We start from the raw sequence: 13069 nt of genomic DNA, 5'->3' as shown, positions 1-13069 counted from the left end.
ACTATGATGATTTATAATATAATTAAAAAACACACAAAAAGTATTATAGCGCTGTTTGTGTTGTCTTTGGGGGTGGTATCTTGTTACGATGATGGATACGAACCGTTTGAACCGCCTACTGGTAATGTGAACAATATTCAGCCTAGTACCGAGTTTACTACAAGTTTAGATGCTTCAAACCAATTGACGGTTATTTTTAGAAGTTATTCCACAGATGCGACAGCTTACTTATGGAATTTTGGTGATGGTAATACATCTACCGATGCGAATCCGAATTATACTTATGCCCAAGGCGGATTGTATGATGTTAAATTAACAACTACAAGTTCTGATGGTCTGGTTGCTAAAGATTCTACTCAAGTAGGCCCTGTTTCTGTAGCTTATGATTATTCAGTAGTGGATTCTGAAGTATCTTTTAATAATATGAGCTCTGGAGTTAAAAGTCTAACTTGGGATTTTGGTGATGGTAATTCAGTTTCATGGAATTCTGAACAGGATACGGCACAAGATCCAGATTATAGTCCTACACATATATATAGTGATGTAGGGCCATATGAAGTGACTTTAACAGTTGTAAATTTTGCTGGTGATGATTATTCAGTTACTAAAGAAATTGATGGTTTAGTATTGTCGACTGTTCCAGATTTTACTTTTAGTGTTTCTGGATTAGAAGCTACTTTTACAGATGCTTCTTTACTTGCGGAATCACATTCTTGGGATTTTGGAGATGGTAACACGTCTACGGAAGTAAACCCAGTACATACTTATGCCACAGGAGGTACTTATGAGGTTGTATTAACAACAACCAATGCCGCTGGTGTGTCTAAAAGTAAATCACAGTTTGTACCTGTAGGAGGTGTTGTTCCAACATTTAAAGCTATTGTGCAAAATGCGACTTGTGATGACCATCAGAAAAATACCAGTGATAATGCTGATGCTTGGGATATGACACCAAATGCCGAAATAGAGGATGATGTATTAGGAGTTATTCCTAGCCCTTATAGAGCTGTTTGGAATAATACCGCTTTAAACGGTTATATCGACACCGCATATTGTACTAGCGAGCAACCAGGTTCTTCTAGTGATGGAAATTATGTTAATGGTGTTAAAACAAGAGGTGTTAAAATTTCACAACCTTGTCGTCGTCTGTATCAACGTTTAAAAGTTGAACCGGGTGTAGAGTATACCTTTACAATCGATTCTAGATCTGAAGCTGCTGGTGTTAACTCTGAAGTTTTCATATTAAACAATGAAATTTCTACCGAAGCTGGTATTGATGCAGATCCTATGTCTGAGTCTGACGCTTATTACGAAATCACAAACGATTTTAATCCTGATAAGCCTTCAGCTGGGAATGATACCTTTACAACATCAACGTTTACATTTAAAGCATCAGGTGACTTTATTGTAATTTACGTAAGAGCTTTAAATGCGGTTGATGATGCCCATGAAGTATTCTATGATAATATTGATATCATCACTCCTGGATTCTAGTATTAAAACGAATCCAAAACATTAAAAATAAAGTAAAATGAAAAATTTTCGAAAAGAAATTTTAGGATTATTACTTATAGCTTTTATATCTGTAAACGCTACTTGTCAAGAAAAGACAAGTAGCGCTACAGATTCTAAGGCGAAAACGGAAAAAAAATCTAAAAAGAAGAAAAAAGAAAAGGTAAGAAAGTGAGACTTCCAGATATAGACTTAAGTCATTGGAAGGTTACCTTACCGGTTCTTAATGAAAAGGGTAAACCTTACGAAATTGACCCACCAGAAATTTTAGATTTTTCATCTAACGAGGTTGCAAAACCTTATATGTATATTGATTCTACCGATGGATCTATCGTTTTTCACGCTATGCCAACGAAATCAACTACAAAGAACACCAAATACACAAGGTCGGAACTTAGAGAACAAATGGTTCCTGGTGAAAACAATGTGAATTGGACCTTTAAAGATGGTGGTTATATGAAGGGTACCATAGCCATGGATGCGGTTTCTAAAGATTCAAATGGGAAGTATCATAAAGTTATCATTATGCAAATTCACGGGCGTTTATCTAATGAGCAACGTGATTTAATAGGTGAAGATGACAATAATGCACCTCCAATTTTAAAAATTTATTGGCAAAATGGTAAAGTGCGTGTTAAAACTAAAGAGTTGAAAAATATCTCGGCTTCGAATGAAGAGATTTTACATGAAGACGCTTGGGTTGATGATGAAGGGTTTAATTTTGAAGACCAAGTTGATTTTAGGAAGTTCACTTTAGAAGTGAAAATATCGGAAGGAAAGATGGTAATTGTTCTCAATGGTAACGAGTATAAAGTATATGAAAATATACACATGCAACGTTGGGGTGTGTTTGAAAATTATTTTAAAGCAGGTAATTATTTTCAATCTAGAGATGATGGTGCATTTGCCAAGGTTAAGTTTTACGATTTAGAGGTAAGTCATTAATAAGTAATTAATTAAAAAGATAATTGGCTATAGTACTTTTATGGGTAATTTGTTAGAGTCAGATATCTCTTAAAATACAACTCTTATAAAATAATAATATTTGTTTCACTTGTTGTTAAGTGTTAGTTTAGCAGGTTTTTTTTGAGTTTGTAAAAAGGTATGAACTTCGTTATATATTTGTATGTTTTTAAAATTTAAAGAAAGAGCTAAATTAATTTGGTTATAAAATCTCGTAAGAAAAATGAAATTAGACGTATTTACAGTAAGTGACAACAACAATAAAGCGCAAAAGGTTATTATAAGTCAGATTAAGGAATTAATTAATTATAAAAATTTAGAACCTGGCGATAAATTACCTTCTGAAAGAATGCTTTCAGAAAAGTTTGGAGTTACTCGTGGATTAATACGTGATACCATTCAAAAATTGGAATTTTACGGTTTGTTAAAGTCCATACCACAAAGTGGAACTTTTGTTGCCAATATTGGTGTTGTAGCAATGAATGGGATGATAGACGATATATTAAGGTTAGAATCACCAGATTTTAAATCTCTAGTCGAAACAAGGATTTTGCTAGAGTTAAAAACAGTGAGCTTAGCAGCACTGAGACGTACAGATGAGGATCTTAAAAATATTGAAGAGGCTTTAGTGGCTTATGAAGTTAAAGCCCTTGCTGGTGAAGATGCCGTTCAAGAAGATTTACTTTTTCACTTGTCCATTGCAAAAGCCAGTGGTAATGCAACCATGAACATGTTCATGTTAACCATAATCCCACAAATTATTATGGATTTTGAAAAGTACCATGTTTGCGATAAAGATAAATCAGTGTTAGGTATTCAAGAGCATCGTTGTATTTATGAGGCTATTAAAACTCAAAATTCAGCGCAAGCAAGAGATAAAATGAAAGAGCATTTTAGTTTCTTATATCAGTACTGTTACAGTACGCAATAACAAAATAATAATAGTGTTAGTTATAATATTTATGGTGTAACTAGTGCTTATAAGTAGTGTTTTTAGTAAAAAACAACTTTGTTGGTAAGCTTTAAATACAATTTATTAAAAAAAATACAAATAACGATTTGTATAATGCTTTTAAGACTTTTGTAAGTTTTGAAGTGTCATTAATGTTTATAAATAAATAGAAATATGAAAGTAAAAGGTTTACGTTGGTTCATAATTGGACTAATCTTTGTGGCAACGGTTATCAATTATATTGATAGAAGTGCGCTGGCAATTATGTGGGGGAGTAGTGATCAGCCTGATTCTATCTCTGGATCATTAGGACTCACAAAAAGTGATTATGGTCTAATTCTAAATATTTTCATGGTGTTTTATGCACTAGGACAATTATTTTCAGGTAAATTATTTGATAAAGTAGGGACTAGAATTGGTTATGTAATTAGTATTGGTGTTTGGGGATTATCTTCATTCTTACACTCTACAGTTCGTGGTTTAGTTGGTCTTACTATTTTTAGAAGTACATTAGGTATATCTGAAGCTGGTAACTGGCCTGGAGGTGTTAAAAGTAACGCCGAGTGGTTCCCAATTAAAGAACGTGCATTTGCGCAAGGTTTATTTAACGCGGGAGCTTCTATTGGTTCGGTAATTGCACCACCTTTTATTGCTACTTTATTCGTTGCTTTCGGATGGAGAACAACATTTATGGTTATTGGTTCTTTTGGTATCCTTTGGATTATTCCATGGTTAATTATTAACAAATCAGGACCTAAAACTCACCCTTGGATTACAGAAGAAGAACAAAAATTTATTATTGAAGGTCAGAGTAAAGCAGATCAAGCAGCTACAGCAGATACTAAAGGTTTAAGCTTAGGACAAATTTTATCTCACAAAGAATCTTGGGCTATTGTATTAGGACGTTTCTTTTTAGAGCCTATCTGGTGGTTATTTGTAGGTTGGATGCCACTTTACTTGGCCGATGTTTACGGTTTTGATGTAAAAGAAGTTGGTATGTTTGCATGGGTGCCTTACGTTGGTGCTGCTCTTGGTAGTATCGCTGGGGGGTATGTTTCAGGACAAATTATCTCTAAAACACATTCTATAGATAAAGGTAGAAAATTAACCATTCTAATTGGTGGTGTTATCATGTTCTTAGGATTAATTGCTACTATTATGTTTGGAGATTCTCCAGAACGTTTTGTGGCTATCGTATTCTTTGTATTATTTGGTTTCCAATTTGCTATCGGAAATGTTCAAACATTACCAAGTGACTTATTTAGTGGTAAATCTGTTGGATCATTAGCAGGACTTGCTGGTATGGTTGGTGTATTCTCTGTAATCTTAATGAACTTCTTAGTTCCTATTATTCAAGAGAAATTTTCGTACACGCCAATTTTTGTAGCCATTGCTATTGCGGTTCCATTAGGATTAGGTTCCATTTACTATTTCGCAAGAGAAATTAAATCAGTAGAAGAATAAATAAAAAATAATCAAATTTAAATTATAATAAAAATGAGTAATTCAGGAAATAAAGTAGCGGTTGTAACCGGAGCCACAGGTGGTATAGGGTTTGAAGTTGCAAAGCGCTTAGGAAAAGACGGTTATACTGTTGTATTAAATGGTATTGAAGACGAAGCTGGAGCTAAAAGAATTGAAGAACTTACAGCTTTAGGTATTAAAGCTGAGTACTACGGTTTTGATGTAACTAAAGATGAAGAGGTTACTGAAAACATTACTAAAATTGGTGAAAAGTATGGTAGAATTGACGTTCTTGTAAACAATGCAGGTGGTATTGGTGTGAGAGCTAGATTTGAAGAAATGACAACGGAACAATACCGTTTTGTTATGGCTTTAAACCTTGATTCGGTATTTTTTGCTTCAAGAGCAGCGATTCCTTTCCTTAAAAAAGGTGAAAATGCATCTATTATTAACTATACATCAAATGCTGCATGGAATGGAGCAGGACCTGGTGCTGGAATCTATTCTGTATCAAAAGGTGGTGTACAATCTATAACAAGAGCATTAGCTAAAGATTTAGCGGAATATGGAATTAGAGTAAACGCAGTATCTCCAGGTACAATTGATACGCCTTTCCATGCGCAAATTAAAGCTACTAAGCCAGAAGTTTTCGCTTCTTGGGCAAATAGTGTTTTACTAGGAAGATTAGGACAACCAGAAGAAGTTGCTGGTGTTGTTTCTTTCTTAGCGAGTGATGATGCATCTTTCATGACTGCTGAAACTGTCCAAATTGGTGGTGGTCAAGCTTTAGGTATCTAATTAGTACACTTTATTCAATATTTGAAGAGGCTGTCTTATACTTTTAAGGCAGCCTCTTTTTTCGATTTAAAAAGTTGCAGGAGGTATTTTATACTAAATTTGTAGTTTTAGGTCCTGTTTATCAAAACAAATCCTGAACTATTAATTGACCCATGAATATGCCCATCCTAAAAAAGAAATTACGCTTACTTTCTTTGCTGTTCCTTTTTTCTAGCTTTCATGGCTTCGCGCAATCTCAAGTGAAATTCGATAAAATTGATATGGGAAACGGCCTTTCAAGCAACCGTGTTTCTAGTATCATTAAAGAGAAGGACGGCTTCGTTTGGGTGGGGTCCGACGATGGTTTGAACCGTTACGATGGCAATCAATTAAAAGTATATAGTAAAAAAAATAGCGGTATCAGTTCCAATAATATTACCGATGTGTTGTTGGACAAACAGGGGCAAATTTGGATTGCAACGCTTGGCGGCGGGTTAAACGTTTACGACCAAAGGTTAGATGAATTTACCGTGTACAAGCATGACGAGGATCGCTTAAATTCCATTGGATCCAATCACCTTAGAACCCTATTTCAAGATTCTAAAGGTCAATTGTGGATAGGGACCGAAAACGGCGTGAGTGTTTTTAATCCGAATTCGCTAAGCTTCACGAATTACACCTATAACCCCAACGATAATCACAGCATTAGCCACAATAGTGTTACCAGTATTTTTGAAGATGAAAACCATACCATTTGGATAGGGACTTTTGGAGGCGGATTAAATAAGTTTAATCCCGAAAGCAGTAATTTTCAAAGGATAAGCTCCAATAATACAAATGCCACGCGTTTAATTCATACGGTTTCAGACCTAGACGACCATACGTTGTTGGTAGGAACTAGTGGTGGCGGACTCCTAAAATTCGATATAGCAAGTTTACAATACCGTCCTTTCTTCAATGAAAATTTAAAGGTTAAGGAACCGCCAGAAATTGTGCGTTCGCTTCTTAAAGATAGCAATCATGATATTTGGGTGGGCACTGATGGAAACGGTGTCATTAAAGTCGAGTTCTCAGCAAATAAAACCAAACCTAATATTGTTAACTACAGTTATAATACGCAATTTGAATCTTCCTTATCTGGAAATGCCATTTATGAAATTATTGAAGATGATGCGTCCAATATCTGGATTGGAACGGCTTGGAATGGGATTAATATTTTAAATCCGAATAACAATTTCGAATTTCTATTTAGTGATATGGAAGGTCAAAATTTAGCCCCTGTGTTATCGGTTTTTAAAACCGACAAGCAGCTTTTTCTTGGTCTTGATGGCGATGGATTAACGGTGTACAACCAACAAACAGGGCAGGTAGAGCAATATACCGATAGGCTTAATACCGCTATTGGAGGCGATTATATTCAAAATATTTACCAAAGTAGCGAAGGTATGATTTGGATGGGAACTTTTGCCAATGGCCTCATAAAATACGATGCTAAAACCCATAAGTTTAAACAATACAAGCACGACCCAGCGCGCAGCCATTCCATTAGTTTTAATGATGTACGAAGTATTGTAGAAGATGAAAAGTCAAATCTGTGGATTGCTTCTTGGGGAGGGGGACTCAATTATTTTAATCCGAAAACCGAAGTGTTTCAGAGTTTTAGAGAAAACAAATCGGAAGCAAACGCCATCAGCAGCGATAATATCGTGTCTGTTGTCAAGCAAGGAAATCAGCTTTGGTTAGGGACTTTTGGAGGGGGCTTAAGCCTGTTCGATATCAAAAGTAAAACCACAACAGCTTTTAGGTTTTCCGATGCCGATTCTAAGTCCATAAGTAGTGATAATATTTTCAGCTTACTTTTAGATAGCAAAAATCGACTTTGGATTGGCACCGCTGGTGGTGGCGTCAATCTTTTTGACACAGAAAATCATACGGTCAACAGGTTTGAAGATGATGAAGAAATGCGCTACCAAACCATTACAGGTATTGTTGAAGATGATCATGGTGCCATTTGGTTAAGCACCAAATTAGGGGTTTATAAATATGATGATACGACTAAACATTTTTCCAATTACCCCAATTTAGCTGGGGAGTATAATATTAATGCTGTTTTTAAGGATGATATGGGCCTGATTTATTTCGGGACTAAAAATGGAGTTGTTCGATTTAACCCGAACATGCTATTGCACCAAAATACCACTCCAAATGTGAAAATTATCAACTTTAAGTTGTTTAATAAGGAGCTTCTTATTGGTGAAAATGAGATTATTTCCCAAAACATATCATTTGCTCAAAACATTACCTTAAAACATAATTTGAATGTTATTACCTTCGATTTTGCAGCTATTAAATTGCCGTTTTCTACAAAGTGCGAATACGCGATTCAAATGGAAAATTTCGACAAAAATTGGCGTTACATTGGCAAAGATAGAACCGTAACTTATACCAACTTAGCTCCAGGTAAGTATACCTTTAAGGTAAAAAGTAAAACAATAGGTAGCGATTGGGGCAATACTTATTCTTCTTTAAATATTAAAGTTTTAAAGCCATTTTGGCTGCAATGGTGGGCTTTTGCTATTTATTTTGCCTTGGTTGTTTTAATTTTTTACCTGTTTAGAAAATACATTATTGCTTGGGAACAAATGAAAACTACTCTAGAATTGGAGCGGGTAACTCATGAAAAGGATATTGAACTTTATAATTTAAAACATCAATTTTTTACAAACATTTCACATGAAATTAGAACGCCAGTTACGCTTATCATTGGAGCGGTAAACAAACTTTTAAAATCCAATACCCACGATGGCGAAGTCGATTTTAATTCCGTGAAAACGGTAAAGAAAAACGGAAATCTATTACTCAATTTAGTTAACGAGCTTTTGGATTATAGAAAGCTGGAACAAAACGAAATAAAATTGAATGTCACCAAGCAAAACATCGTTAGTTTTTGTGAAGAAATTTATTTGTCGTTTAAGGAATTGGCCCATCAAAAAGGGGTGCAGGTGGGGTTTCATGCCACTTCGGATGCCATCGATTTATGGTTCGATAAAAACCAAATGGATAAAGTACTGTACAATTTATTGTCCAATGCCATTAAATTTACGGAAGAAAACGGATTGGTAGAATTGTCGATTCTAGAAAGGGAGGAGCAGGTGGTTATCGAAATTCGCGATGAAGGTATCGGGATTCCTAGCGGTCAATTGTCAAAAATATTCAATCGATTTTATCAAACTAAAGATTCAGAATCCTTGGCGAAACCTGGTTTCGGACTCGGTTTAACCATTGCCAAGGAGATTGTAAAAATCCATAAAGGTGATATTTATGCTTTAAGTCAGAAGGGAGAAGGTAGCGTTTTTAAGATTGAATTGTTAAAAGGCAACAACCATTTCACTAAGGCCGAAATTGGTCGGCATGAAGATGTGAGTGAAAGGATTGAAAATTATGTAGAAAAAAGTCCGACTGAAGTTTCAACCATAAAATTATTCGATCAAGACACCCAAAATAAAGAAGGCATTCAAACCCTGTTAGTGGTTGAAGATAATAAGGACATTCGCCAGTACATTGTTGAATTATTGCAAAATGAATTTAACATTATGGAAGCTTCCGAAGGCGAAGAGGCTTTAAGAAAAGTAAATAGCACACCACCAGACTTAATTATTAGCGATGTGATGATGCCGGTTATGGATGGGGTTTCGCTTACGCGGAAATTAAAAACCAATGCGAGAACCAGTCATATACCCATTCTTTTGCTAACCGCACGAGCGTCTTTAGCACATCAAATTGAAGGGTTTCATATTGGTGCCGATGATTATATAACCAAACCTTTTAATGAAGAGATACTACGAAGTAGAATTAAAAATGTTTTAGCTAATAGAAAATTATTACATGAAAAATTCTGGAAAAAGGACTTGGTACCCATTAGCGAAATGGAACTGAATCATAGCGATGAAAAATTTATGAGTAAGCTTATTAATATTATAGAAAAGCATATCAGTTCACCAGATTTAAGCGCACAATTTGTGAGTCAAGAATTAGGGATGAGCCACTCTGTGGTGTACAAAAAAATAAAAGGTCTTACCAATATGACCTATGTGGAGTTTGTTCGAGACTTCAAATTAAAAACGGCTAAAAAACTTATTTCAGAGCAGCATTTTTCGGTTTTAGATGCCAGTATTCATGTGGGATACGCCGATAGAAAGTACTTTAGCAAGCTTTTTAAACAGCATTTTGGTCATGCGCCTTCCTATTATATCAAAAAAGATTAATATATAAAACCCTTGTAAGTACTTGTTTTTATTAGTGTTGTCTTCTTTGAGATGAAAACTTCCCCCTATATTAAACGGATTTTTCACCTGTAAAAACGCTTTATATCTGCTTATTTTGAAAAACCAAATATGACTATTAAACCTTTAATAGTAAAAACTAAACTAAATGATAAACCGAAAACGACTAAGGGTGAACTCCACCCTTAAAGGCAGGCTTTATTGTGCATTGCTTTTATTTTTAACCCCAGTGGTGCTTTTTGCCCAAAATATTTCAGGGGAAGTTACAGACGAGTTTGGCGCACCTTTGCCAGGAGCCAATGTTATTGTTAAAGATAGCAACACAGGAACTACAACAGATTTTGACGGAAAGTTCAATTTGGATTTGCCTTCGGGAGCCAAAGTGCTGGTGGTGTCTTTTGTTGGGTATTTTCAACAAGACATACCTATTAACGGTAAGCAATCCTATATTATTAACCTTATTGAAGACGTAGATAAACTGGATGAGGTTATCGTCATTGGATATGGTACTTCCAAAAAGGAAGATTTAACAGGTTCTGTGGCATCTATCGATTCTAAAGAATTTCATAATGTACCTATTACCAGTGCCGAAGGTTTAATTGCTAATAAAATGCCTGGGGTACAAATTACCCCGTCTAGTGGTCGTCCAGGGGCTGGAAGTAATATTTTAATTAGAGGAGGCTCTTCTTTAAATGCTAGTAACGACCCTTTAATTGTTATTGATGGTGTACCTCTTGAGGGGTCTGGGGCGAGCAATGGCCCTAGTGTTTTAAGTCAACTAAACCCCAACGATATTGAAAATTTTACCGTGTTAAAAGATGCCTCTGCTGCAGCAATTTATGGTTCTAGAGCTTCAAATGGCGTGATCATTATTACCACTAAAAAAGGAGATATTGGTGATCTTAAAATAAATGTTACCTCGAACACCAGAGTTTCTCAGGTTGTAAATTTTATAGATATGCTAACTGCCGATCAATACCGAGAAGTGGTAAACAATCTTGGCGGAAGTGCCACTCCAGTAGGCGATGCAAATACCGACTGGCAGCGTGAAATTTTTAGATTAGGAATTGCTGCCGATAACAATATCAGTGCTAGTGGGGCTATAAAAAATATTCCTTATCGCGCTTCTGTAAGTTATTTGAAGCAAGACGGTGTGGTGCTATCAGATGCTTATGAAAGAACCACGGCTTTATTAAATATTAGTCCGAAGTTTTTCGACAACCATTTAAAAGTCAACTTAAACTTAAAAGGCTCCATCGAAAATCAAAATGTTGCCGACACCGAAGTTGATGCTGGTAATGCCCTTTATTTGGGCACAAATTTTGATCCAACCCAACCTGTGTATGACTACAAGCATCCAGAATATGGGAACTACTTTCAATACACGCAATTTGCCACCAATCCGGCCTTAGCGAATATCAATCCTGTGAGTATTTTGGAACAAAAAATTAGAAGAAATAAAACACGTCGTGCGATTGCAAATTTACAGCTCGATTATAAATTTCACTTTCTACCAGAATTGCATTTTAATGTCAATGCAGGTATTGATATGTTTCGAGGAACTTGGCGAGAAGAAGTGCCTATTACGCATTTTGCCGAAGCTAATGCTGGCGGGTATATTGTAGATAATAACCCTTCAAGAGATACCGAAAATAAATTACTTGAGGCGTATTTCTTTTATTCAAAAGATTTAGAAGCTATAAAAAGTAAGTTGGAATTAACGGCTGGTTATTCGTATAACGACTTTTTAACGACCAATTATTTTTATCCGTCATATTTTGCAAACGGTACTCCAAATCCGATTTCAACACCAACTTTTCTTTTTGATGAACCTAGTCATGCGCTGATTTCTTTTTACGGAAGATTAAATTATCAGTTTAATGATAAGTACTTGTTAACGGCTTCATTGCGTAACGATGGTTCCTCTAGATTTCCAGAAGATAACCGTTGGGGGCTTTTCCCTGCGGTAGCCTTTGCTTGGAAGATCAATCAGGAAAATTTTTTAAAAGATAGTCATGTGGTAACCGATTTAAAATTAAGATTGAGTTACGGTGTTACGGGGCAGCAAGACGGTATCGCCAACTACGCCTATATTCCAGGTTATAGCACGGGCGGTTTAAACACACAATACACCTTTGGAAACAACCGCTATTTTACCGTTACACCAAATGCTTTTAATCCGAACTTAAAATGGGAACAAACAGAATCCTCAAACCTTGGATTGGACTTTGGTTTCCTAAATAATAGAATTGCTGGTAGTGTCGATTTGTATTATAAACGTACAAACGATTTATTGAACACCACAGTTATTCCGCTAGGAACTAATTTTGCAGAAGAATTGTTGCTTAATATAGGTAGCATGGAAAACAAAGGTGTGGAGTTTAATGTAAATGGTTACCCCGTTAGAACCGAAAATTTCTCTTGGCGCATTGGGGTCAACGTAACCTTTAATGAAGGTAAAATTACCAAACTTGCCAATGTGGACGATGGTACGGTAGGCTTGTTTAGTGATGCCACTTTAGTAAATACTATAGGCTACCAACGTAATACCTTTTATTTATACAAGCAGGTTTACGATCAAGATGGCAAGCCGTTAGAAGGGCAAATGGTTGATGTAAATGGCGACGGACAAATTAATGCCGATGATCGCTACATCACAGATAAGTCGGCCACGCCCAAATACCTGTTCGGATTTAATACCAATTTAAATTATAAGAATTGGAGTTTAGGAGCAGCAGGTCATGCTAATGTTGGACATTATTTGTTCTTTAAACCTGCCGATGATGCTTCTGCGATTACAAGCTGGAACACCTCTCAAAATTTACACAGCTCCTACTTGTTTACCCGTTTTCAAAATAATGATGGCTTACAGCCTTTTAGTGATTACTATTTGCAGAATGCTTCATTTTTTAAACTGGATAATATTAATTTGAGTTACAATTTTAACGAAGTGTTTGGTCATGCTGAGGTTGGTATGAACGTGAATTTATCGGTTCAAAATGTGTTTACCATTACCGATTATACCGGTCGTGATCCTGAGGCAAGTGGTGGGTATGAAAATGCCTATCCGATTCCAAGAATTTATGCTTTGGGGATAAACATCAATTTCTAACTTACA

The 13069-nt window shown here is 35.7% G+C and carries 8 protein-coding genes; all 8 read left to right on the top strand.

The features are described from left to right. Positions 1-3 precede the first annotated feature (3 nt). The 8 genes from C1A40_RS05200 to C1A40_RS05170 all read left to right on the top strand — a co-directional run bounded on the left by C1A40_RS05200 (position 4) and on the right by C1A40_RS05170 (position 13063). Positions 4-1494: a PKD domain-containing protein gene (locus C1A40_RS05200; protein ID WP_102994967.1), complete on the top strand. Its 1491-nt coding sequence runs from the start codon at positions 4-6 to the stop codon at positions 1492-1494. A gap of 37 nt (positions 1495-1531) precedes the next feature. Next, positions 1532-1687 carry a hypothetical protein gene (locus C1A40_RS18735; protein ID WP_338418080.1) on the top strand — a complete coding sequence of 52 codons (156 nt, stop codon included), beginning with the start codon at positions 1532-1534 and terminating at the stop codon, positions 1685-1687. Continuing rightward, entirely contained in the window at positions 1684-2457 is a 774-nt protein-coding gene (locus tag C1A40_RS05195) for a polysaccharide lyase family 7 protein (protein WP_338418079.1), read from the top strand. Before C1A40_RS18735 ends, C1A40_RS05195 begins: the two co-directional genes overlap by 4 nt. A 241-nt stretch (positions 2458-2698) precedes the next feature. After that, positions 2699-3406 carry a FadR/GntR family transcriptional regulator gene (locus tag C1A40_RS05190; RefSeq protein WP_102994966.1) on the top strand — a complete coding sequence of 236 codons (708 nt, stop codon included), beginning with the start codon at positions 2699-2701 and terminating at the stop codon, positions 3404-3406. Between the two features lie 240 nt (positions 3407-3646). Continuing rightward, positions 3647-4891, top strand: a complete 1245-nt coding sequence (locus tag C1A40_RS05185; RefSeq protein WP_338418078.1) for an MFS transporter — start codon at positions 3647-3649, stop codon at positions 4889-4891. 33 nt (positions 4892-4924) lie between these two features. After that, positions 4925-5689 (top strand): SDR family NAD(P)-dependent oxidoreductase, encoded by a 765-nt coding sequence (locus C1A40_RS05180; RefSeq protein WP_102994964.1) that lies wholly within the window; start codon positions 4925-4927, stop codon positions 5687-5689. A gap of 260 nt (positions 5690-5949) precedes the next feature. Continuing rightward, the gene (locus C1A40_RS05175; protein ID WP_158651275.1) at positions 5950-9933 is read left to right on the top strand and encodes a hybrid sensor histidine kinase/response regulator transcription factor; all 3984 of its coding nucleotides are present in this window, start codon (positions 5950-5952) and stop codon (positions 9931-9933) included. Positions 9934-10099: 166 nt separating this feature from the next. Continuing rightward, positions 10100-13063, top strand: coding sequence for a SusC/RagA family TonB-linked outer membrane protein (locus C1A40_RS05170; RefSeq protein WP_102994962.1), 2964 nt, complete (start codon positions 10100-10102; stop codon positions 13061-13063). Positions 13064-13069 lie beyond the last annotated feature (6 nt).

This window comes from Tamlana carrageenivorans (assembly GCF_002893765.1).
In the GTDB taxonomy this organism is placed as follows: Bacteria; Bacteroidota; Bacteroidia; order Flavobacteriales; family Flavobacteriaceae; genus Pseudotamlana; species Pseudotamlana carrageenivorans.
The sequence above is the reverse complement of the archived record's forward strand: the minus strand, read 5'-3'. Positions and strand labels throughout refer to the sequence as shown.

What these genes read in the sequence shown, in the direction of transcription:
- C1A40_RS05175 (WP_158651275.1), top strand. Translation starts at nt 5,950, where the DNA reads ATGGGAAACGGCCTTTCAAGCAACCGTGTTTCTAGTATCATTAAAGAG.
- C1A40_RS18735 (WP_338418080.1), top strand. Translation starts at nt 1,532, where the DNA reads ATGAAAAATTTTCGAAAAGAAATTTTAGGATTATTACTTATAGCTTTT.
- C1A40_RS05170 (WP_102994962.1), top strand. Translation starts at nt 10,100, where the DNA reads ATGATAAACCGAAAACGACTAAGGGTGAACTCCACCCTTAAAGGCAGG.
- C1A40_RS05190 (WP_102994966.1), top strand. Translation starts at nt 2,699, where the DNA reads ATGAAATTAGACGTATTTACAGTAAGTGACAACAACAATAAAGCGCAA.
- C1A40_RS05200 (WP_102994967.1), top strand. Translation starts at nt 4, where the DNA reads ATGATGATTTATAATATAATTAAAAAACACACAAAAAGTATTATAGCG.
- C1A40_RS05180 (WP_102994964.1), top strand. Translation starts at nt 4,925, where the DNA reads ATGAGTAATTCAGGAAATAAAGTAGCGGTTGTAACCGGAGCCACAGGT.